The 23,334-nt window shown below is 61.8% G+C and carries 11 protein-coding genes and 1 tRNA gene; 4 read left to right on the forward strand and 8 right to left on the reverse strand.

Annotation, left to right across the window (positions count from 1 at the left end):
• Window positions 1-12 precede the first annotated feature (12 nt).
• Window positions 13-1,368, reverse strand: a complete 1,356-nt coding sequence (locus QTI66_RS26120) for an efflux RND transporter periplasmic adaptor subunit (RefSeq protein ID WP_286563026.1) — start codon at window positions 1,366-1,368, stop codon at window positions 13-15.
• 164 nt (window positions 1,369-1,532) lie between these two features.
• Between QTI66_RS26120 and QTI66_RS26125 the strand changes: the two genes are divergently transcribed.
• From QTI66_RS26125 to QTI66_RS26140, 4 genes are all read left to right on the forward strand, one after another.
• Window positions 1,533-2,201 (forward strand): TetR family transcriptional regulator, encoded by a 669-nt coding sequence (locus QTI66_RS26125; RefSeq protein ID WP_286563027.1) that lies wholly within the window; start codon window positions 1,533-1,535, stop codon window positions 2,199-2,201.
• 43 nt (window positions 2,202-2,244) lie between these two features.
• Window positions 2,245-2,319, forward strand: a tRNA-Arg gene (locus QTI66_RS26130).
• Window positions 2,320-2,964: 645 nt separating this feature from the next.
• Window positions 2,965-6,390 carry a PD-(D/E)XK nuclease family protein gene (locus tag QTI66_RS26135; protein ID WP_286563028.1) on the forward strand — a complete coding sequence of 1,142 codons (3,426 nt, stop codon included), beginning with the start codon at window positions 2,965-2,967 and terminating at the stop codon, window positions 6,388-6,390.
• Entirely contained in the window at window positions 6,387-8,651 is a 2,265-nt protein-coding gene (locus QTI66_RS26140) for a UvrD-helicase domain-containing protein (RefSeq protein WP_286563030.1), read from the forward strand. Before QTI66_RS26135 ends, QTI66_RS26140 begins: the two co-directional genes overlap by 4 nt.
• A gap of 6 nt (window positions 8,652-8,657) precedes the next feature.
• Here QTI66_RS26140 and dpdD read toward each other — a convergent pair whose 3' ends face one another.
• From dpdD to dpdF, 7 genes are read right to left on the reverse strand one after another with little or no spacing between them, the layout of a single operon-like run.
• On the reverse strand, window positions 8,658-10,886 hold the full coding sequence (dpdD, locus tag QTI66_RS26145) for a protein DpdD (protein WP_286563031.1): 2,229 nt from the start codon (window positions 10,884-10,886) through the stop codon (window positions 8,658-8,660).
• A 32-nt stretch (window positions 10,887-10,918) separates the two neighbouring features.
• On the reverse strand, window positions 10,919-11,476 hold the full coding sequence (dpdK, locus tag QTI66_RS26150; RefSeq protein ID WP_286563032.1) for a phospholipase D-like domain-containing protein DpdK: 558 nt from the start codon (window positions 11,474-11,476) through the stop codon (window positions 10,919-10,921).
• The gene (gene dpdJ / locus QTI66_RS26155) at window positions 11,473-15,990 is read right to left on the reverse strand and encodes a protein DpdJ (RefSeq protein WP_286563033.1); all 4,518 of its coding nucleotides are present in this window, start codon (window positions 15,988-15,990) and stop codon (window positions 11,473-11,475) included. The genes dpdK and dpdJ overlap by 4 nt, the downstream gene beginning before the upstream one ends.
• Window positions 15,990-16,715 carry a hypothetical protein gene (locus tag QTI66_RS26160; RefSeq protein WP_286563034.1) on the reverse strand — a complete coding sequence of 242 codons (726 nt, stop codon included), beginning with the start codon at window positions 16,713-16,715 and terminating at the stop codon, window positions 15,990-15,992. The genes dpdJ and QTI66_RS26160 overlap by 1 nt, the downstream gene beginning before the upstream one ends.
• Window positions 16,712-19,894 carry a protein DpdH gene (dpdH, locus tag QTI66_RS26165; protein WP_286563035.1) on the reverse strand — a complete coding sequence of 1,061 codons (3,183 nt, stop codon included), beginning with the start codon at window positions 19,892-19,894 and terminating at the stop codon, window positions 16,712-16,714. The genes QTI66_RS26160 and dpdH overlap by 4 nt, the downstream gene beginning before the upstream one ends.
• Entirely contained in the window at window positions 19,891-20,793 is a 903-nt protein-coding gene (gene dpdG / locus QTI66_RS26170; protein ID WP_286563036.1) for a protein DpdG, read from the reverse strand. The genes dpdH and dpdG overlap by 4 nt, the downstream gene beginning before the upstream one ends.
• Window positions 20,781-23,333 (reverse strand): protein DpdF, encoded by a 2,553-nt coding sequence (dpdF, locus tag QTI66_RS26175; protein ID WP_286563037.1) that lies wholly within the window; start codon window positions 23,331-23,333, stop codon window positions 20,781-20,783. Before dpdF ends, dpdG begins: the two co-directional genes overlap by 13 nt.
• Window position 23,334 lies beyond the last annotated feature (1 nt).

The following is a 23,334-nucleotide window of genomic DNA, read 5'->3' on the forward strand; positions in this document are numbered from 1 at the left end:
CGGGCTCGCTCCTTACTTCGCGGCCGAGGCGGAGTTCGCCGGCGCGGAAGCAGCGGGAGCGGGGGCCTTGGCGTCGGCGCCAGCGGCCGGTGCGGCGTCCTTGGCCGGAGCCGCGGCACCACCAGCGGCTGGAGACGCAGCGGCACCAGCGGCAGGCGCAGCGGCAACCGGCGCCGGCTTCCACGGCACCGCCTTCACCGGTGTGCCGGGCGGCATCATCTGCAGCTTCTGGAAGCCGTCGACCATCACCTGTTCGCCGGCCTTCAGGCCGTCGAGCACCACCCACTGGTTGTTCTGCGCGGCGCTGATCTTCACGTTGCGCTGGGTGATCTTGCCTTCGGCATCGACCACCGACACGGTGTCGCCCTGCTGCGTGCGCGTGACGGCCTGCTGCGGAACGGTGATGGCGTTCTGGACCTGCGCCTGCTCCACCTTCACCCGCACATACAAGCCGGGCAACAGGTCACCCTTGGGGTTGGGAATTTCGGCGCGCAGCATCACCTGGCCGCTGGTCGGATCGACGCTCAGGTCGGTGAACAGCAGCTTGCCGGGCAGCGGATATTCCGAGCCGTCTTCGAGCTGCAGGCGAACGCTGGCGGCGCCCGAGCCGTCGGCCTGCTTGAACTGGCCGCCCTGCATGGCGCGGCGCAGCTTGAGCACGTCGGTGGCCGACTGCGTGAAGTTCACATACAGCGGGTTGATCTGCTGGATGACGGCCAATTCCGTGGCGTCGTTGCCTTGGCCGACCAGCGCGCCTTCGGTGACCAGCGCGCGGCCGATGCGGCCCGAGATGGGCGCCGTCACGTTGGCGTAGCCGAGGTTGATCTTCGCGGTGGCCACGGCCGCGCGACCCACGGCCACGTCGGCTTCGCCCGCCTTGGCGGAAGCGACAGCCGTCACGTATTCCTGCTTGCTCACGGCGTTGGCTTCGACCAACGGCTTGTAGCGATCGGCCAACGCCTTGGCCTGCGCCGCATTGGCTTCGGCTCGCGCCAGGCTGGCGGCAGCGCTTTGCGCGGCGGCAGCGTAGGGGGCCGAATCGATCTTGAACAGCGGCTGCCCGGCCTTCACGTCACTGCCTTCGCGGAACAGCCGCTCTTGCAGGATGCCGGCCACGCGGGCGCGCACTTGCGAAACGCGCGATGCCTCCAGCCGGCCCGGCAACTCGACCAGCAGGCCGACGTTGGTCGGCGTGGCCACCACCACACCCACTTCAGGGGCCGGCGGCTTGCCGCCGCCACCGCCGCCAGCCGGGGCGCCACCGGGCGCCTCACTCTTGCCGCACGCGGCGATGGTCAGAAGGGCGACGACAGCTGCCGCAAGGCGCGGCGAAAACAATGGCGAACGAGAGACATGCAGGAAGGGCATGCGATTCCTTTTCTGGGAAAGAGGGGGTGCAAGCGCAAGGCTCGCCGTGCACGAAGGCACGCCGTTGACAAGGTCAGCGGCAAGGCGGATAGTTTACATACATTCATGCATGTATAGTCGCGGCTTTGCAATAAGGCAACGGAAAGCGCACAGGAGACAAACGGATGGTTCGTCGGACGAAGGAAGAGGCTCACGCCACGCGCGAGCGCCTGCTGGACGCGGCCGAATTGCTGTTTCAGGCGCAGGGTGTTTCGCAGACCTCGCTGCAACAGATTGCCCAGGCGGCAGACGCCACGCGCGGCGCGGTGTACTGGCATTTCAAGGACAAGGCCGACTTGTTCAACGCGATGATGGATCGCGTCACGCTGCCGATGGAAACGGCCAATCGCGCCGCGACCGATGCCGGCGAGGCGCCGCTGGCGGCCATCGAGCGCTCCATGACGAAGGCGCTTCAGCTGGTCGCCACCGATCCGCAGGTGAAGCGGGTGTTCGAGATCGCGACGCATAAGGTGGAGTACACGAACGACCTGGCGTCGGTGCGCCAGCGGCACCTGAATTCGCGCAATGAGTGCTTGATCGATTTCGAGAAGGCGCTGCGCGAGGCGGCGCATGAATGCGGCATCAAGCTTCCGATCCCGGCGACCACGGCGGCCAAGGGCATGCATGCGCTCATTGCCGGGCTGATCCAGGACTGGCTGCTGGACCCCACGGCGTTTGACCTGGTGACAGCGGGTCAGAGGGTGTTTCAGGTCTATCTGGCGGGGCTTGGATTCGACCGGCACGGTGCGCCTTTGGCGGCAGCAAGTCGCACGGATGGCGCGGTCGTTGTCTGATGGGCGATAATCGCAGGCTGACGCTGCATGGCGTCAGCCCCATCTCGCTGTATTTCAACGGATAGAATTCGGCCCTCCGAAGGCTGAGATCCAGGTTCGATTCCTGGCGGCGGGACCAATTCAAAGGCCGGAAGCTTCCACAAGCTTCCGGCCTTTTTCATTTTCCCTCTGTGAATGCCTAGCCGGTCGTGCGAGTGCGTGCGGGGAAGTGTGCATCAATCCGGGGGGCATGCGGGGGATTTCTGGGGCATGGTGCTCGGATTTGGGGGCACTTTTGGTGGACTATCGAGACGCCGCGCATCTCCATGCAGGAGTAGGCGCGATGCACAATGGCCGTCTCGACTTCCCGCGTGTCCGCGCTTGTATCTGTCGGCATAGCGCTCTTCCGGCGCCATCGCTGTGATCTGTCCCGGGCAACCGCGCAAGCACCTTTAGTGCCACCTTGGCTTGAGTACAGCGCACTGAAGCCAAATTCGGCTCGGTAGTCAACTTGATGTCCATCCCCTGGTTAGTCGAATCGGCTACACCCTGCACTGCCATGAGACGGCAGGGGGCCAAGAAGCGTGCCCCGATATCGGCTCGCAGCAAACTTGCCCATCCCAGCATGGTGCTCAAGAGCACGTTGAATGGGGCCCTGTCCTAGGGGTTTCATTTCTCGGCATGTTTGCGCGGGAGTGCCGCAGTTCTCTCGCTCAATCAAGGGTAGCTTGAGTTCCCAGGAGGCATTTCAAAAGGAATGTAAATCCGCCTGACAATCCTTGTCATGGAGTTTCATCCCGAGCACCTCTTCGACACCAATCAAGGCGAGAACGTTGTCTGGGACGCGCTGAAGAAGGCATTCCGCGACGCGCCAGGCAGCGCCTTCTACCGGTACGCCATCGTGGACGCCAACCGGTTCGCGCGCTATGAACCGGATGTGCTCCTCGCGCTGCACCTGCGATCACCTGCCATCCTTGAATGCAAGGGATGCCGGATCGAGCACATCGAGAGCATTGCGGGATCCGACTGGTCGATGCGCGAGGAATGGCACCGCCGCTCGGAGCATCCTGCGGTGCAAGCCCGTGACCAGTCCATCGAACTACGTCGGATGTTTCAGTCACGCGGCATCCAGGATGTGACGGTCCAATCGCTGGTGGCTCTTCCGTTTGTCTCAAAGAACGACTGGTCCGCCAGGGGATTCGATGTGCAGGCCAGCACTGCCGGCATTCTTTTTGCCGAGGATTTTGAAGACCCGCTTCGCCTGCGGAAGTTGATCGAGCAGTGGTTGGCAAAGCGTGCCATCGATGCCACGACCCACCGCCAGATGATGGAGGTTCTTGGGGGTCATCCCGTCGAAGTCGAAGTTGTTGTCCCGCTTCCGGTCCCCGAATCAGCAAGAGGTGAGATCAAAATCCTTCGCTACCGCGGCAGGCCACCGTCGGGCGAGGACATTCTGAAACTGGTGGGTGTCAATGCCGGGACCCCGTACACCTACCTTGTGGCCACGGCCGCGCTGGAGCGCGACCGCAGGCGTGAGGGGATCGGTGGCCAGCACCAACTCATGAAGGACCTGCGCAAGGACGCGCCCCATCCGGAAGAGATGCAACTTCTCTTCTGGAAATCCCTTCGCTACTTCATCGGGAGACCTGTCCTCCGGCGGTCTGAACAATTGCTGATGTTGCAGCGCGCCATTCGCGCGGTCGCCGGCCAGGACAAGCGCATGGCAGATCAACTGCACCACGACGTTTTTGCCTGGCGCGATGTTTTCGTGGAACTGGAAGAGGCGGGAGAAGCCGAAGCTGCGGAGATCATCAAGGACGAAACCAACTGGAGTCATCCATCCCTTCGAAAGGTCGCCGGTGCACTGCGGGCAGCCTACCAAAAAGAAAGTCAGGTCTCGGCCCCAGGGACATCTTCTTTTGAAGACGTGGCTGGTCGCTACCTCGAGAGCGGATATTTGCCAACGCCGGTTGTGATACTCGAGGGCTTCACTCGCCTGACGACACTGCAGCGCCGCTTCATTCAACACTGTGCGGGCAGGGCAGGGTGCCAACTGTGGGTGATTCAGCCATTTGATGAAGCGCAGGCGCGAGGATTTGCGGCGATCCACCGCACCTACGTGACCTTGGCATTGCAAACGACCATCGTTGACTGCGATTCCGACCCCGTATCGATCGAGCCCGCGTTGAATCATGTGCAACGTGGATTGTTCGCGTCCGAGGCTGAGCCCGCAGGCTTCGTCGGCGATGACTCTGTGCAACTGCGCGTCTTTCCGCATTCCAACGACGAGGTGTCCGCGTGTGTCGATGCGGTCCTGCGTGCTCTGGATGATCCGGTGGACCGACGTGCCGTTCATGAACTCGCGGTCGTTTGCGCCGATGCACCCGCGATGACGGACCTGTTGCGCGAGGAAGCCAGTCGCAGGGGCCGGGAAGAACTCTTCGCGTTGCCGCCCCGGCAACTCCTGTTGACGCCAGTGGGCCGGTTCGCCCTGACGCTGTATGAGGCCTGGGCCAATGCGGATCTGCACCTGGATCCCGAGCAGTTTGCAACCCTGCTTGCTTCGGGTTGGTTGGGCGGCCAGGCGCAACGCAGTGTGGAGCAATTCGAAGCGGTCGCGGCCCAGCAGTTCACGCATTGCCGCAGTCGCAGCGACTGGCTGGAGGCCTTCTCCCGCATTCGCGCGCAGCGCGCCACGGAAGAGCAGATCGGACAGGCCGCCACACGCTTGCCTGCTTCACGCCTCGACGAAAAGCAGTTGAAGCAATGGCAAGAGGTCATCCAGACAGTGCACCAACTGTGCAGTCGCCTCTTCAAGCCGGGAGAGCGACCGCTCGGCGCACACATCACCCAACTGCTGGACGAAATTGAACAACTCGACCCTCACAGTATCCTGGTCACCGAGCGCGAGGTGCTGGCCCGGATCCGAGAGGCGCTCGCCGAGTTGGTGGAGGCCCGCTCGGTCGGTGTGGATGCGCATGAGTTTGGCCAACTCCTGAGCGGAATGATCCATGAACGGCAGGAGGACGAAGATGGCGAGTTGGGAGGAGCGACGGGTCCGATGAACCAGGGCCGAGTCTGGGTGGTGGGACCTGAAGGTATTGACAACGTCACCCGTCACACGGTGTTCTTCCTGGGTGTCGACGATCGCCGGATGCCGGCACCCGGCGTACCGCCTTGGCCCCGCGTGCAGTGGTCCGCCGGGGAACACATCGAGCGTCAACGATACCGGTTCCTGGCAGTGGTCCGCGCAGCCCGTCACCGCCTCTGGCTGAGTTGTTCGAGGCACGACTGGGAGCGCGACTATCGACCTTCCCCCTATCTGGAGGAAGTCGCACGCTTGCTGGAAGGATCCGCGCATCTTGAGCAGGACGGGGCCGGCTCGCGGTCGTCGCCAGCCAACGCTCCAGAAGCGGCTTGCGCACCAAGGCCACCCGCAGTCGGCATTGTCCGAAGTGAGTACGAACTAGATGAATTGGCGGTCTACCGTCTCTGCCCGCATCGCTTCAAACTGGAGTCGCTGAATGACTGGGCACGTTGTTACGAGAGCGACTGGCAGCTGCAATGGAGTGCTCGAGGCGTCTGGCTGTCCATGATCCTCCATCAGGTCAGCGTCGATCCGACCGACCAGGAGGAATCGGACGTCGGGGAGAGACTTGAGTCTGCGCTGGCGCTGGTCAAGCCTATGGTTCAGGCGCGGTTTGCAGGCCTCTCCACGCTCGCCTGGATCACGATAGAGAACGATGTACGCAACAGTGTCCAGTACCTGCTGCAACCCGCCGGCCGTGATCAGTTGCCGTTGGGAAGTATTCTTCCGGGACTGGAAGGCTCCAAAGAGATTGCGATCGATGATCGGCGAAGTGTCACCGTCAGGACGCGGCCAGACTACAGACAGATGCGGGGGCGGTATTTGTGGTTGTTGGCCCAAACCAATCAATCCAGTTTGTGGCTCCAGCATGGCAAGAAAGACGTCGAACCCAGTGAAGGCACCGACGACGGAACTGAAGTATTCCGGCGCCTCTATGAGGCAGTGGACTGGTGGCGCACGTTGACCAACAAGGTGGCCAGTTCCCACATGCTCTCTGCCGTCGACAAGAACGAGTTGCTCGACACCATCTTGCGTGTTGAGGCCGGGCACTTTCCAAAGAACCCCGGAGAGCATTGCGAATACTGTCCCGTTCAGCGCGGGTGCATGGGCATGAAGTCATGAGTGCACAAGGCAGCACCCCTGACGTCTTGCCGTGGAGCGGAATTGGAGTCACCAGTGAGCAGCACGCCATCCTTGACCACCTGACCCATGAGCCTGTTACGGTGGTCAGTGCCGGTGCGGGTGCGGGCAAAACCTACACCACCGTCGCGGCGGTGACGGAACTCGTGGCAAGCGGCAAAGCCAATGCCGACGAGTTTGTCTTGATCACCTTCACCAACCAGGCTGCCAGCGAGATGCGTGAACGCCTGCAGAAGGAATGGCTGCGCCAGCGCGCCCGGTCGGGCGACCTGGCCACGCGTGAGAAGTGGATTGAACAGCGCGAGCGACTCAGCGCTTCCTTCGCAGGAACCATTCACGGCTTCTGCAAGCAACTGCTGGATCTCTACGGCTACGAAGGAGGGATCGCACGGGAGGCAACGGTCAGCGTTTCCAGTCGGCGCTTGGCGGACGCAGTCCGTGACGTGGCACTTCAGTACATCGAGTCGGGTGATCAAGACCCCGTGGGCGCACTGGTGAAGCAACGTGTCCTTGCAGAGTATGAATTGCGCAATCGCTTGACGACCATGGTGCAGGAGGCACGCAATCTCGGCATCCGGACGGGTGACTTGCTTGTTGCGACGCGTCGACAGGCCGACGACGACGGAAAGGCGCTGAGGGTGCGCTTCGCGCAATGCATGAACGACATCGAGTCGCGCTACGAGCATGCGTGCGAGGTCGACCAGAAACTCGACCCCGCGGCGCTACTGCTCAAGACTTCCGCGTTGCTGCACTCCGAAGACGGGCCTGCGGTCCTCGAGCGCATCGGGCGACGATTCCGCTATCTGTTCATTGACGAGTTCCAGGATACGAGCGCCACCCAGGTCGAGATTGCGTCGGCATTGGCGCGTGTGCTCAAGGTCGTGGTTGTGGGCGACCGCAAACAGGCCATCTATGCATTCACTGGTGCGAACCAAACGTTGCTGATGAAGTTTGCAAAGCAGCATGCCACGCACCCACTGCCGCTGCGACTGTCAGGGCGACCGAGCAAACCGCTGTTGGATGTACAGAACGCCTTGTTTCGCTCGATGAAGAGCAGGTTTCCGGATCTGGATGATCCGCTCCAGGCCAGTGACCGGAACGTCGTACCCGGCGACAAGTTGCCGCCGTGCGTGGTGCTCTACGCAGATCAGGGCGATGACCACGAAAAGTTAAATGCTGCCGCCCGGATACGAGGCCTCTTCAATGTCCCGGTGGACCGGAGTGACGGAGGAAGGAGCCCGGTAGAGCCTGGCGATATCGCCGTACTGGTTCGGAGCAACTACGAAGTCGGGGAATGGGTGGACGCGCTCCAAGCGCAAGGCGTCCTGGCGCGTGCAGACAGCGGCACGCCGATCCTGCGGCGGCCCGAAGTTGTGGCGACGTACCGCCTCCTACAGTTGCTCGTTCGCTATCCCGATGACGTGGCCTTGGTGGAAGCCCTCAACACACCCTATCTGCGCGAGGTCGACCTTTCACCTGAGATAGCCAGCCTGATGAGTTATGGCCGCCAACGAGGCAGACCGCTGACGGATGCATTCGAACGGAGATTCGGGGCGATTGCTACCAAGCTGATTGATATCCGCAACGCGTCGCTGACGGCAACGGTGCCCCAATTGCTGGGCCATATCGATGAGACCTTTGGCTTGAAGCGTTGGTACCGCGAGGCCGGAGTCGAAGACGCAGCGCTGGCGCTTGATCGACTTCGCGACTACGCCCGTAACCAGTTTGCCAATGATCAGGCCCTGACACTCAGGACCTTCGTCGAAATTCTGGGCCGCGACATTTCGGCCGGCAAAGAACTGCGAGAAGCCGCTGAACACGAAGTTCGGCGTCCCCCTTACGTGCGGGTGATGACCATTCACCGCGCGAAGGGACTCGAATTTCCAATCGTTGTCATCCCGAACCTGCAGGCAACACGTTCAAAAACCAGGCCACCCAAGTTCATGCTCGATGCGGAGCATGGCTTGGAGATCAATCTGTGGCCCGACGTCAACTCCGCATCCAGACGCTTTTTTGACCTCACTGCGGATGCAAAAAGAGCTTCGTTGAGTGAAGAGATGCGATTGTTCTACGTGGCCGTGACCAGGGCTCAACGCATGGTCTTGCTGCTGGGGCAGGATGCCCCATCAAATGAAGCAGGCAACGAAGGCAACAGCAAAAACCACAGTTGGCAAGACGAAGTCTCGGATGCGGAAGCGGCCATGAAGAGAAATGGGGCCAGGTTCGGGCGATTGCTTCCCTGAACCCGCTCACTCGTGGCTCGGGCCAATGCTGAAGTGTTCGCTCAGCGATCTCAGGATGCTGGCGGAACCGGTTCCCGAAGGCAGCAGCAAAGGCTTGCCGGCAGGGCGCTGCGCCTGAATGCAGTAGGTCGCCTGATGCTTGGCGCGACGCCACGCGAGCACCATGACGCTGCACTGCTTCGCCATGTGCTCGAGTGCCTCGGTTGCGACATGATCGTGGTTGAAGTTGATCACCACGCCCGGGAGCATTGCCGTGATGGCGCTGCGCAGTCGCGGGACGATGGAGACTTGCAAGGTATAGACGCCGACTGAGAGGCCTGCAAAGGAGCGGGGCGCCTGGCCACTGACTGACGTGACGGCGGCCAGTGGGACCAGTGGCACCCAGTCGAAGCCGAAGTCCTTTGACAGCAGTTCAAGGACCCGGTCCTGCACAGCCGACAGTCGGTGCTTGTGTCCAGTCGCGAATCCCAGCGTCGCAAAGTACAGTTTTTGCAGGGGGCCGTTCGGCGTGGCGGGTGCAGTGGCCAGTGTTTCGATGACGTCACAGACCCAGTCGAGAGCCGCCATCGAATTTACTTCACTCCAGACGGCGTGGACTGCTTCCGCTGCTTCATCGCAGGAAGCGCGGCCGGCCCCCAGGCGAACCAACACGCTGACCCATTCGGCAATCGCCGGGAGTTGGGAGACTTCAGGCGAGTCGAGTGCGACCAGCGTCAGCAATTGCAGTACGAGTCTGGACAATGCCGTCGGTTGCCCTTGCAGGTCGCACACGCTGTTGTAGATGGTCAGTAGGTGAGGCCGAAACCGCGCTGGTTCCTTTTGCAGTTGATCGACGAATACAGTGACCTGCGCGTCACTGGCCAACCAGGCTGCATGGTCCCATTCCTCTGCACCCTGCTGCGCAAGCGCTGCGGCACGTTCCTCCTCCGGGGCCTCGCTGCCAAGCAGCCAAGTCGCCCATCGCGTCCAGTTGACTGGCAATGACGCGCTGTCCGGGACCAAGTGCTTCAGAACCGAAAAGATGCGCTGATGCGCGGCGGTCATTCCGCTGACGAGTTCTGCGGGGTATGTTCGCAGTGCGCCGATGGCCAGACTCGCTGCTTCAATTGTGCCGATTTCAAATCCGCACCGCAGCAGACCCACCATGACCTCGGCTGAGGGCGCAAGGCCCGTTAGGCGCAGCAATTCGGCTTCGGGGGACTCCGCTGTGGCGGCAATCTCCGGAACAACTGCTGCTGCGGGCGGCAAGGATGGCGGCGCAGCGATCGCAGCGGGCTTCCTTCCGGTTGCCCACTGCCACAGCGCTTCGGCCCATTCCCGGTCGTCCGGTTGGCCCCTCAACGAATCGTAGAGGGGTTGGGCTACCGACTGGTCAAATCGGTCGGCGTCGTTGGCGCATTCGCGCAGCAGGAAGACCCGCAACGCGACGGACGACCGGAGGCCGCGACGGAATCGCAAGAGTCGCTCGTGGCGATGAAGGTGGCCACGATAAGCCTCAACCCAGTCCGATGGTGGCGCGTGAACCGGCAGGGGTGCCAGGTACACCGCGTAGAGTGACTCCACGACATCGCGCAACACCGGCGTGGGCAGTGGCGACTCCGCCAGCAGTGACATCAGCGAGACGTCATGGACGAGTGCCGATGGTTGACCCAGTGCCGCCCTCAGACGCACTTCAAGGAATCGTTCATTGGTCGTATTCAGCCGACCCGTGCAGCGCATTTCTTCCATGAACCGCCGGGCGCGGACTTCGTCGGAAGTCAGCAAAGCCTGCTCGAAATCCGAGCGCACCTTGCCGAAGGGGCGCACAGCAACGAACGAGCGTCCGGGGCGCCGACCCAGCAGGTCGGCGAGCAGGTCCAGGCTCTTCTGCACGATGTTGAGATTGGCATCTGCACGCTGCCAGAACCTGAAAATCCAGGGGCCAAAGGTGTCTACAAGAATCTGCTCGTGCGCGGCCCGGGGTTCGAAGTGCACGGTGGGGTCGAACTCGATCGCACCAGGACCCACGAAGCTTAAAATCTGCTCTGCCAGCGCTGCGCTGTCCTGGGGCGTGGATGCGCACCCATACCAGGTCAGTTGCCCCTCCGGATCCATTGCGGGCATCAGGATGCCCTTGCCCTGCCGTCCTTCAAGGATGAGGGCGAACCACGACTTGAGCGCCTGGGCCAGGGGAGAGCTTCCGCTGGCGATTTCATCCCACGCCAGTCCGTTGCTGGCGCTGAAGAATGCGGGCAACCAGGGCGCCTTGGCGACAAGGCCGTCTGAATTCATCCGTGACCTTCTTCCATTGGCAAATTGGCGTCGAATTGGGATCGAAGCCGATCCAGATCATCCGGTCGGGTCTCAAAGGTCACGACATCATCGATTTGTCGAACGCCCTGCATTCCCAACTCAAGTGCGCCCCGCACCAGACCGTGACGGGTGAGGATCCCGCTGCTGCTGATATAGGGTCTGGTCCCAACCAGGAGGTTTTCTTCGAGGCCGCTGTCGGCCGCGGCGGCCCGCAACTCCTTGAAGAACGCAGCATTGCTCTCGGTGTACGGCGCTGCAACGACGACCTGCGTCCCTTCCGCGGCCATGCGGGTGGCCAAGTCCATCAGGCGCACCTGACGTCGACCCCAGCCCGGATCGAACGCGTCAAAGGTGCCCGTCTGATTGTCCAGCAGGGGGACGTTGTCAACGGTTGGAGCGATGATCCATACCCTGTCGCTGCGCACCAGAAGTTCGGACACCATCATCCATTGCAGCAGTTCCGCCAGGTCCGAAGGACTGGTCCCGCTGTTGCTGAACAGCCGTCGCGAATGTGCCGGCCCAAGTTGTGTCATAGCGTGCTCTCCGCGATCTCGGCGTCGATCTCGATTCGATCGGCTTCCATCCGGATGGACCGCACCCGCGCATAGAGCATCAAGTAGTCCGACTCAATCGCCCGGGTGGCCAGAAAGGTACAAAACTCCGCAAGGACGGCGCGTTCGGACTGCGGTACTACTGCGGTGACCTGGCCGGTTTTCCCGAGCGCCTGTACGACGTCATCGCGCCACTGCGCGTGGGTGAGGGAAACGGTGTGCCTGGCTTCGGAGACTTGACTGGAAACAAGCCAGCGCTCAAGCACCGGCGGGCGGCGGAAGGGATTCCAGGCCTCAAGGTTGCTTGATCGTATGGAACTTCCCCGCGGCCACAGCAAGCTGGAGACAACGCTGTTGCGCCATGTCTGTGGATCGGCCGTCGCATCGCCGGGCATTTCGTTGAGGATCTGTTCCACTTCGGGTGACTCGGCCAGCATTGGCGCCACCACCCCCAGATCCAGTTCGATGCCGAGCGATTCCTCGAGGCGGTCCCACGCCGCCATGGCACCGGCGACAAAGGTGTCGGAGGTGGGCGTACTGCCTGGCCGCAGCAGTCGGTTTGCAATGGACGCCACAAAGGAGTGGCTGACGCCATACCCGTGTCGTGCGAGTTCATGGCGCACCCGTGCAAAGGCGGTGGTTGCCTCCTCGACGCCGTATGTGTCTCGGTACGTCGAGACGGCGTCTGCAAGTTCGGGCTCCGAGTAGTTTGCCAGCGCTGTTGAGACACGCCGCATGCGCGCATCAATCTGTTCCCATTCGCTGGTCTCCAGCGCCCGGTCCAGCAGGGCCGCGAAGCGGCGCGGATCGGCAGAAAAGCGGCCAATGAACTGTTCAACCACACCGGCGCCCCCCACAGTGGTTTCGGATATCCAGATTTCGTCGTCCGGTGTCGAGCCATGCTCAGGGGTACGTGGCCCGGGATCCGTGTCCATTACCAACTGCGATTCGTCAACCCCGGGGCACGAATCAACCACCGCCCGCGCAATCGCAGCGGCAAGCGTATCGCGGTAGACCTGCCGCAGCCATGGTGTCCATGCGTCATCGATCGGCTCCCAGAGCATCTGGGCATTCCTTTCCAGTTCCCGCCGCACGGCCAGGTCGGACATGGACCGAAGCAACTCATGACGAAGGCGCTCCTGCCGGCCAGATGGGTTCCCGTTCTGGGGAACGGTGTCTTGGAAGGTCCAGTCAAGCACCGCACGGATTTCACCGAGTTGCCCATCGTTCACCAGTCGCCCGGCGGCCTCGCGCAAACCAAACTGCTCGCGCTTTGCCACTGCGCACGCAGCGGTCAGAAAAACCTCACCAAGTCGAGTGCGCAAGAAACTGTTGTGCACATCGGAAAGCGCTTCACCTGTCGCCAGATTCGAGCGGTAGCGCTGCGTTCGAAGGGTTCGCCACAGCGATGTCGCAGCAGGGAGCCCGTCTTGCGGCAAGTAGCGCTCCGGGTACTGGATCCGAAAGCGGATGCCATCGACAAGCAAGCTGTAGCCCATCGCTGTAGGCGTTCCATTGCGAGCAAACTTGACCCGTAGGGTCGGTTCCCGGCCATCGCGAAACTGCAGACTGGCGACCGAGTCCAGCGCAAAGCGCCGCACTTCCAGCGGATTCAGGTTCTGGTGAGTGAACGCATCGATGGATGACACAAGGGCGCTTGCACCGCCGGCGCGTGGCAACGACAAAGGCAGGGCCGTCATCGGAGGGACGATCTGGGTATGCCAGTGCAGGTCGCCATTGGATGAATCGCTCAGCTGAACAGGGCGTTGCCGTGCAGCAAATGCGCGGGGAAGTTCGATCGGCACCGGGGTAACCCGGCCGTCGGCATCCTGCACCTCGAACTGCCCCAGCGGAGCAAACTGCCCGATGTCCGCCAGATCCAGGGTGGTCTCGTCCGTCACGTCCAGCGGGACGGGGATCCAGTGGGCCACGAATCGATGCACTGTTCCGAATCGCCGCGAGACCCGGCCCGGCGCGAACTGGCGCATGGCCTGCAGCATCGGCATCGGGTGGCGCTCGGGTTCGCCGTTGCGCGTTTGCGCCGGGGCCTCAATGGTGACCTCAGGCAGGCTCAACTCGTTAAAGAGGCTGGAAGGCACAAAATCAGGCAACGGGTTGTCCCTGACGATGTAGTCGGATTGAGGCCCGCGCAGCCCCGCCCATTGGGACGTTAGTCGGCGAAGTGCGGTGGGCAGCGCGGCAAGCAACAGGGGCCGCGGGTATCCCCACAACAGGGCCTGCAGATCGTCAGTGCCCACGTGAAGCGTGCTCACGATGTGCTGCTCCAGCGCGTCCGTCTGGGCAGGATCACGAAGCACACTGCCGATGGCCTCCACCAACTCGCTCTGAAGCTTTTGAAGTGGCGCAAAGGTCATCGGTCCACTGAGCGCTGTCCACACGCTGCCCGGGGTCTGCGTTCGCTGCCTCAGAAAATCGATGCTCGCGTAGACCGCTTGCATTCGCAGGACATTGCGATTGCGGACAGGCAACTGCCGGGCAGGTAGTTGTGGATCGAACAGTGCCTGGTAGTTTTGGTAGGCGATCCGGTCGCGGCCGTAGTCCGAAAGCACCACCACCGTCCATGGCCGGGTCGACCGCAGTCGTCCGGCACGCCCTTTTCGCTGAAGGTACTGTGCCGCGTCGCGAGGCGCTTTGTGCTGAAGCACAGCGCCCACACCCGGATCATTGAAGCCAACTTCCAGCGCGGCTGTCGCCACGATGACGTCGGCGCCGCGGTCCACACCTGCATCCTGCGAACTGGTTCGCCCAACGGCAAGTCGGTCCTTGAGCAGGTGCCCGATGTTGTGGGGCAGTTGCCAGTCCTGTCCGTAGTCGTACCGGCGCTGATTGGCCGGTTCGGGATTCCGGAGCACGGCCAACCCGCCTTCAGTCTTGGTGGTGTCCACATTCCCGAAGCTGTCGCGCCCTTCGGCGTCCAGCAGGTCGAAGTACAGACGGTTGGTCACGTCAATGTCATCGGTGAACAGGAAGGTGCGGCTTGCATAGACACCCTCGCTGCAGGCGCTCCCCCGTCGGTCCTGGAGTCTTGCCAGCAGCATTGCTGTCTGGATGGTGGTCGACAAGAGCGAGGTCCTGGAGGCCGGATCGCCCCGCAGTGCGATCATGTACTCCGCGCCTTCCTCCTCATATTCATCTTCGAAGGGGGAGACCTCGGCCACTTGGTGGTCTTGCAGGCCGATGAGTTCCTGAAAGAAGCGTGACGCATCCCGCAACGTGGCGGAAAGGCCCACCCAGGTCATCCGTGCTCCGGTGAGCGCATGCCAGCGCCGCAGGAGGTACGCGACTTGGGCGCCATGCGTTCCCGAGTACGTGTGCGCCTCATCCAGCAGCACGGCCCGGGGCGCGCGGCCCGGCATCACGCCCACGCCGAACAAATGGCGCGACCGTGAGTCGGACAACCGCCGGTTCAGCATCTCGGTCGTCGTAAAGAGGACATCCGGGGGTTCGCGCTCAATGCGCCGCCGGGTCAACCGGATCTCGTCTTCACGTACCACTGCATTGCATGTCGCGCACACCAGTCGCTCGCGCTTGGCCGATCGGTCCACATCGGTCCACGCCATGGCGGAATCGCAACCTTTCGGGCAGCGAACGTAGTCGCACAGATAACTTTCGCCGGATCGTTTCCACTTGGCCTGTTCCAGCGCTTCTCTGCTGCCGTCACGGGGTGCAGGCCCGAAATAGGCACCCACTGTCAACCTGCGGGCACTCCGCTTGCGTTGCACGGCATCGAGTCGACGGGCCTGCGCATAGACCTCGCCGAGTTGATCTTTGAGCAACTCGTTGCGCGGGTAGATCGCCACCGTCTTGACCCAGTGCGCGCCGTCGTTTGCTGCGACGAGCGAGCCGACGAACGAGAGCACGGGCAGGTAAAACGCAATCGTCTTGCCGCTGCCGGTCCCGGCGCACACCATCGTGGCGCGCTGGTCTGCCCGGCGCAGGCCATCCAGGATGCGCTGGGTCGCCCGAACCTGAAACCCCGCCAGTTGGATCGCCTCACCATCCCGGTCGGTCAGGGCCTCGATGCAGTTGCGGATCGCCTCCTGACCCGTGGCGAGCGCTGCGCTCCCTGTCAACTCCGACACTTCGCGGTTGCGTCGGGGGTAACGGCGCGGCCTGCGCGCAATTCGGAAATCGGCAACGAGTGTGGGTGCACCCTCCCAGTCGCCGCGCCCGGGCCGTCCTTTCTCCGGAAACACTTGGCGCAATCGCTGCAAGAGACGCACGCCCTCGGCCAGGCGTGAGCGATAGCTCCCCTGCGGTGTCTGATGAATGACGCGGGCATCGATCAGTGCCCGCACCACTTGCTCGGGCGAAGAAAACGCCGTGCCACCACTGTCCAGATAGGCGTCCAGACGTGGGTCGATCTGCGCGATGAGTTCATCCGGCGACAGCGCGCCGTCCACGAGTCCCCAGGACAGGAGACGAATCTCTGACGACTCGATCGCATCGAGTACCTTGAGCAGCAAGGGGTGCATCAACCGGGCCTTCTTCGCACAACGAACTCGTTGGTTCGATTCTCAGTCACCAGCCATTTCAAGACGTCGACGGAAACTATATCCAGCGAGGCGGGACCCTTTTCCATTTGCTCCAGGAATGCAGTGACGGCCGGAGGCGTGTTGCGCTTGAGACTGTCCAGCAGTTCGACGGCACGAGCGGCGTCGTCGTCGAACTTCTCGATAACCCCGGTCGTTGTCGGCACTTGGGTCTTGGCGCGGACGAGGTCCCTGCGCAACTTCTCGTAGTCATTGAGTACCGAAAGGTTGCGGGGATCGAACTTGAGTTCCGGATCCTCCTTCAGCGCCGCGGGTTCCTCGGTTGGCACTTTGGGCTCGCAGTACGCTGACCACGACGTCTGCGCGGACTTCTGGGTGGCTTGCAGATACTGCTCAACCAACTTTTGCAGTGCGGGCCAAGCTTTTTCTCGCGTCAGGGTGGTTTTGGTGGGCGTCTCCCTGAACTGCGTGATCAAGTCATCGGTCTTGCTGATCAGCGTCGGCGACGGCGGATCGATTGCGACCGCGATGCCGTGGTCAGACAACGCGCGACGTGTGGCAACCAGATCGCCAATACCCGCGACTCGCTTCGTGATCTGCCCGTCCCGCAAGTCGTCCAGTTGTTTGGACTCGTCGTAAGTCGACTGGGCTGCACCCAGCAAACCGAGGCGCCTCTGTAGTTCCCGGGTCTCCTGCAAGAGCGTCATGGCGCCTCTTTCAACACTGCAAGTCCCTGGGCCAGCGAGTCCAGTTCTTGCGCGATTGCTTCTATGGCCGTGGTCGTGTCGCTCGTACCGAACACCGTCTCCTGGGCACGCAATGCCTTGTCCAGGCCCTTAGTGAAAGCGTCGTAGTCCTTAGCGAATGCGACGACGGCTTTGAGATCGGACCAATTGATCCTTGCCAAAAGCTCAATGCTTCGAGTCGTGTCGGCTTCGACCTTCTGATCTGCCAGCGCCTTGCAGAGGCTCGTCAAGTCTTCCCAGTTGACGGCTCGCATCGCCGTGATTAGCGCAGTGAGCGAATGGAAATCGGGCACGGTGGACTTGCCGGGAACATCCACCGGCCACAAACGCTTGTGCGCATCATTGATTAGCGTTTGCGCCTCGTCGCACAGATTGACCGCACCCTTGCCTGACAATCCTGCGTTGGTCATCAGCGCGCGGCACTCCACCGGAAGTTTGACCGCCTCCTTGACGGGGATGGAAAGTCTGGTCCGCGTCAACTTCGGGAGCAGTTTGCGCAGCGGTTCCAGGATCTCGCTATCCCCTTCCAGCCGGGCAGTTATTGCGACTGCATCGTGTGATGGGCCTTGTATCGCCCGTTCAAAGCGGGATGCATCAACGCCGAAGGGCGTCTGGCCGGTTTCACCCTGGAAGATTCCGCAGGTGCGCAAGAACGCCTTCCGCAGTTCTTCGCGCTGGGTCCAGCAGTCGAGCCGCAATTCATCCCAGGGAGCCGAACCGGACACCACAGGTTGAACATCGGAGGTCGACAAGGCAGCAACCATCTTTTCTTGGAGTGAGGCCGTCGCCGGAACCACCATTCGCAAAGAAGCGCTCTTGACCGCCGCTTGCGCCAACACTTCCAGTTTCAGTTCCGCGGCCTTCAAGATCGCCGTTTCCAGCGCCTGTCCGTTGCGTTCCAGAAAACCCGCAACATGAACAAGATCGACAGCGGCGTCGGGGTAGTCGAGGCTGCCCTTCATATGGTGGAGTCGGATCAGTCCAAGCAACTCCCGGGCGAATTCACCATCCGGCATGGTGCCATTGGGACCAGCCACGCGAATCACGGGTCGTTCGATGCGGTGTTTACGATCGTGTCCGAGAGCCCGGACCACATCGATGCTCTGGACATCCACCATCTTCGCACTCAACGCCAACGCGTTGAAGTCGACATAAGCAACGAGATGGTCGCGGATGATCTTGCGCAAGTTGTTGGCATCCGGCTGGACGATGTTCCTATCTCCCACCCAGTTATCAAGCAACGGGCGCCACTTGTCCGTGATCGCCGCTGTCGGATTCACCTGTACAGGCGCTGGCACCGGCAATGGTGCCGGGGCAACGGGAGGTGTCAGGACCCCGGGGTGCTCGCCTGAGGCAGGTTCCCGCTTGTTGGAGGGAGGCGGAATTGGCGGCAATGCGCCGGCCCCCGGCATTCCTGCGTCGGGCAGCAACGGCAGGCCGAATGCGTTGTAGACGCCTTCGGGAATCCGACGCAACTCCGTCATGTCAGCGGGACTATTGCCCCAACACACGATCAGTCGCCTGTACTGTTCCTTCTGCGTGGTCGAAGTCACGCGCCTCAGTACGGTAGCGAGTTCGACGGACAGGGCGTCCTCGATGGCGACGCCCGCGGGAAACGTTCCCTTTTCGAAAAACTCGCGTGCAAGCAGCACATCGCGAACGATGCGCTGCAGCGCCCGCCGCGGATTGAAGCGCATGCGACCACTGTCCACGAGATGCTTCCTTGCAAGGAAGTGGATCGCACTGCGGGAGAGCGGGAACAAGGGGACCCCCTGCTTGGAGGCACCAAACTGGGTACGCCACTTGCTGCTCTCGTCGTCATCGGCATCCGGCTCGAAGTCGGTCCTGACGGACCCTTGCGCGGGCTCGTAGTTGTCCATCAATCGGACGCGACCGATGCGTGCCGCATTCAGGTAACGGCCGGTCAACTCAACAACGTTGTCGACAACCTTTTCTTCGTCCGGATCTTCTGTGACCACCACCCACTCAAACTCGCTTCGGGTGGCAATCGTGTCCCGCCCCACGAGGGTACCGTCGGTCATTGCCAGGATAGTGCGCATGGGGCACAGGGGCTTCGCCGCGTCGTTCACGCCCTGGATGGATAGTGCCAGCAGGCTCTCCTGAATGCCGGTCAACGCATAGAAGTCCTCGACGAGCAAGACGAGTTCGCGCTTCTTGCGGTAGAGGGCCTCTCGGATCTCACGCATGATGTCCTGCAGCGTCTTGCCGTGGGTCTGCTGCCCCAGTTTGAAAACCCCCGCCACGGCCGAATCGAGGACAGCGTTGAGCGTCGCCAGCGCGGCGCTGCGGCCGTCGCTTCGCTCCAATCGCGTCCGGTAGTAAGTTTGCGCGCCACGTGACGCCTCGGACAGTTGGACGGTGGTCGGCAGGATGAGGTCATCGATCTCGAACTGAGGAGCCCGGTCCGCGTCTTGTGCATCGTGTACACGCCCTCGCAGGGCGCGCTTGAGCAGGCGCGGATAAACAGTCTCCAGATAGTGTGGCGCAATCACCGGGTCCTGCAGGAAGTCGGCCAGTTGCTTGGCGTGGCCGACCAGCGACTGGCTCCCGAATCCCTCGATGCGAACATCGGTCTGAGCACTCCAGTGCTGTGCTTTGGCCCGCAGACTGAGTTGCAGCATTGTGCCGAAGAGCGCTGCCGCAGCTTCCGCGGGCAATGCGCTCTCCGCATTCGCCACTTCGGACAACAGGTCTGCATATTCCTTCTCATGAGCGACAGGTTGCAAGATGGCTTCCATCACCGTCCTTAGGCTTGCGCTCTTTGGAATCCGGATGACGTGAAATGCCTCTGCACGGGGGTGGTTCTTCAGCCGGATTTCCAGCCATCGAACCACGTGCGATTTGCCCGCCCCCGAAGGCCCAGTGATGGGCGCGAGGAGGTAGCCCTCCGGTTTCAACTGGTCGAGCACAAACGCCAGCAAGTCCGCCTCGGTGCATTCGACGCCCGTGTCGGTTCCGCCAAACGGACGTTTGAGCAGGCGGGTCGGTTGATGAACCGCGACAAGCACAGCATCGGGCAACGCTTCGGCTTCAGTTCCGATGCAGTTGCTGACCTCCTCCATCGTCGGCCAGTACTGGTTGAGCCCGGGGTATTTCATCACCGCCGCGATGGTGTTCATTGCTTCACCTCTTCGCGGATCACGTGCGTGAACTGCACCATCGACCGCTGGGATGTGCCATCGGGCCCTGGAATCTGAACGCCATCGCCTGCGTCGGCGCGCTGAACAAAGCTGATGCGATTGAGGTTTTCCAGTCTTCGCAACGCAATTCCCAAGGCTTGGGATACCCATCCATTTGGTGTGCCTGCCCAAACCTCGGGGCGCAATTCTTCCTCCACGGCGCGTCGATAGATGCCGCCATCGAGCACCGGGAGCACGTTCGCAAGATCTCGCAGAAAGTCGGCAGCAACGACCTCCTGGTTCAGTGGTAGAACCGAGTCAAGCACTCGGTTGATGGCCTGCGTTGGATCGAGCACGATTCCATGCGGCAGTGACCATGCAAAGCCCAGGAACTGGGCCCACGGCCCGAGTTGGTTCATCCGCACGTCGTTCTGAACAATCAGTCGAGCCGCGTCCTTAACCTGTTGGCTTTGCAGGGCAATCAGCGAGAGGGTCCTCATATCGGTGCGGTAAGGATCCAGTGCAAGCCACCAGGCCAGTCCCCTCACCAGATCCGAGGCGCCTCCTGTGCCCCAGAGATCTTCATTGTTCGTCGCACTAAACAAGATGCTAAGTACCGCACGACGTGCGGCTTCAGTGAGTGCCACATCGTCCTTTGCGCCTGCTGGGAGGAGCCCCGGCGCAATCGCAACGGTGCCGTCAACCTCTTCAAAGAGCCCGAGTTGGACCCATCGCGTCAGAGCGTCCGGAATCTTGGGATTCCCGCCGTCGCGACCCAGGCCCGCCGAGCAAAGATCAACAAGCACCTGCCGTTCGGTTGGGCCCAAGCGCGCAAGGGTCCGATACAGCACGGGCACCATGCTGTAGAGACCATCGGATGGATGATTCAAAATTCCCATGATGTCAACAGTTCAAGCAAGGCCTGAAGGGAAATGGTGGATCGACTGTCGGCGATCAACCGCTGTGGATTGAAAGGTTCGGTCGCGTTCATCGGCAGCACAATCCAGTCATACGGACGTGTGTCAGCCTGTGTGACGCGCAAGAAGGCCGCAGGATCCCAAGCACCTAGGACGGTCAGCCTGGGCGATTGGGCCAGCTCATCGTCAGAATCGTCAAGGTCACTCAGTACGAAGAAGCGATCGACGCTGCAGTTCTTTACCGCGTTCCAGGCACGAACACCCGGCCATTCCTCTTGACTAAGGTGGAGCTCCCTCATGCCAAAGTCAAACAAGCTGGCCGTCAGCTTGTCCAGGCGCACTTGGAGGGCGGAATCCTGTGGGTCACAGGTAATCAAGGCAGGGCCCGCAAAGCGCTCTCCGATGCGCGCCTTCCACAGATCCAGACCCGCAAAACCCGCTTCGACAAGTTGCATGACCAGAGGCCGGGAAAATGCCACACCGATGCCGGGACCTGCAAGTCCATCGGCGCGGCAGATGGGACAACCCGCACACGCAGCGGTCACAGCCACATGTTGGCCAGGGCGCGAGATGTCGTACATCTCCTGCAGTTCATGAGAAATCTCGGATTTGCCGCGCAGGACACGCTCAATCCGGGCCAACCCTGATTTTGCGGCGCCCATCGACTCGTCGCGCTTGGACTCTAAGTAGCCCGACCAGTACTCGGGATCCATATGGTGGCTCCGGATGATGCGGACAAGCACCGTGTCAAAGATCTTCTGGAGCGCCTCCTCGTCCAATTCAATCTTCTCATCCTCAGGCGAGGAGCGGGGCTTGTCGCTCGCAAGTGCAATGACCCCCGCCCGGGCCAGCAAGAGCAGCGTCCTCAGGTTCCATGCGCGGTTGTAGTCGCTGCGCTGGTGCAGGTTCGGCGCCACGGTGGAGAGATCGACTTGGTAGACGTCGTTGAACCCAGGTACAGCGGTTGCCTGGTTCAGCATTTGTCTCCAGCGGGGCAAGCCAAGTTCGGCCGATATCAACGTCGGAACTGCAATGCCCGACGCTGTGTTCAGGTCTTCCGTGGTGAATACGGCGATGGCCGCACTCGCATTGCCATCACGACCGCCACGCCCGACTTCCTGGTAGTAGCGGTCGAGTGATTCCGGAACACAGGCATGTATCACGCAGCGTACGTCGCGCTTGTCGATGCCCACGCCAAAGGCGGCCGTGGCCACCATGATGTCGAGATGTCCGTCGGCCCACTGGGTGATCAAGCGCTTGCGCAAGCGATTGCTGGTGTTTCCGTGAAAACTCGCGACGCGTTTGTACCGCTCGAGTTTCAACACCTTCTCCCACTCGATGGCTTCCTTCACCTCCGTGACGTAGAGGATCGCGGGGCGTGGTGCGTTGCGAAGTACCTGGAGCACTTTCTGCTTCTGGTCCCAAGGGGTCTCGGCATGGTGATACCAGTAGCGAGGTTCAGTACGCAGGTGCACCGAGGAAATGAGGTCGACCGGTTGCCCGTCCGTGAAGAGAGTCTCGATGGTGGTGAGGGCTTCGCCGGTAAGCGTCGCTGTCATCAACACCGTCTTGAAGCCATTCCCCGGGGCAGCTTCCAGGAGGGCCTTCCTGAAGGCTCCCAGTGACTGAAACTCCGGCCGGAAAGAGTCTCCCCACTGCGCCACAAGATGGGCCTCGTCGACCACCAGATACTTGAAGTAGCCCTTGCGGGCGGCGTCGTAGAGCGCGAAGCGCAACGTGCCGACGATCGATTCGGGTGAAGTGAAAAGAATGGGTTGCCTGCCCGAGCGCAGCGCCTGCTTGATCTGTTGCTTTGTCGCCTTGTCGGTGTCAGCGTGCCAAGCAAATTCCTGTGCAGATGACGCGGGATGTCGTCGTCGCCAGAGGATTTCGAACTGGCGTGCCTGGTCCATCGCCAGCGAAATCGTCGGTACGACCACGATGGTGCATGCACCTTCCCCCGCGATGAGTGGCGGCAGTTGAGCGACAAGGCTCTTGCCTGAACCGGTCGGCAGCGTGATGACCAGCGTGGACCGGGGGCGCGCAAGCAGCACCGCGTGCACCGCGGCGCGTTGACCTGCCGTGGTGTAGGCGTCGAAGCCCGACGCGAACTCCACCACTGGATCAATTCTTCGTGTGCTGGTGTACCGACTGGGCAGTTCGGCAAACACCTCACTGAAGAGGTCCTTGCTGGTGGTGTGTCCCAGCCATTCCGGACGCCATTCCAGCCCTTCAATGATCAAATGCCCCGGTTCTTGCCGCACCACACGCATGCCGTAGCGAGCGTAAGCGTCCGCGCGCGGCCATGCGGCGTCAAGTGGAACCCGCAGCACGGCCAAGCGGCCAATTCGCTCGGATTCGCGCATCAACGCATGGCGTAGCAGTGGCAGCAGGTCAGTGTCGAATGAGCGGGATTGCAGTATCTGGCCGATGCGGGCATACAGATCGAGCGATTGAGGGTCATGCTCGAACGTGTGTCCAGGCCATTCGGCCAGCGCGATCTGAAGTGACTCGAAGCTCATG

The organism is Variovorax brevis, assembly GCF_030317105.1.
In the GTDB taxonomy this organism is placed as follows: Bacteria; Pseudomonadota; Gammaproteobacteria; order Burkholderiales; family Burkholderiaceae_C; genus Variovorax; species Variovorax brevis.

Excerpts from the sequence above, each read along its gene's own strand:
- dpdJ (WP_286563033.1), bottom strand. The coding sequence starts at position 15,990 with ATGCACCCCTTGCTGCTCAAGGTACTCGATGCGATCGAGTCGTCAGAG.
- dpdK (WP_286563032.1), bottom strand. The coding sequence starts at position 11,476 with ATGACACAACTTGGGCCGGCACATTCGCGACGGCTGTTCAGCAACAGC.
- QTI66_RS26140 (WP_286563030.1), top strand. The coding sequence starts at position 6,387 with ATGAGTGCACAAGGCAGCACCCCTGACGTCTTGCCGTGGAGCGGAATT.
- QTI66_RS26125 (WP_286563027.1), top strand. The coding sequence starts at position 1,533 with ATGGTTCGTCGGACGAAGGAAGAGGCTCACGCCACGCGCGAGCGCCTG.
- dpdF (WP_286563037.1), bottom strand. The coding sequence starts at position 23,333 with ATGAGCTTCGAGTCACTTCAGATCGCGCTGGCCGAATGGCCTGGACAC.
- dpdG (WP_286563036.1), bottom strand. The coding sequence starts at position 20,793 with ATGGGAATTTTGAATCATCCATCCGATGGTCTCTACAGCATGGTGCCC.
- dpdH (WP_286563035.1), bottom strand. The coding sequence starts at position 19,894 with ATGAACACCATCGCGGCGGTGATGAAATACCCCGGGCTCAACCAGTAC.
- QTI66_RS26160 (WP_286563034.1), bottom strand. The coding sequence starts at position 16,715 with ATGACGCTCTTGCAGGAGACCCGGGAACTACAGAGGCGCCTCGGTTTG.
- QTI66_RS26120 (WP_286563026.1), bottom strand. The coding sequence starts at position 1,368 with ATGCCCTTCCTGCATGTCTCTCGTTCGCCATTGTTTTCGCCGCGCCTT.
- QTI66_RS26135 (WP_286563028.1), top strand. The coding sequence starts at position 2,965 with ATGGAGTTTCATCCCGAGCACCTCTTCGACACCAATCAAGGCGAGAAC.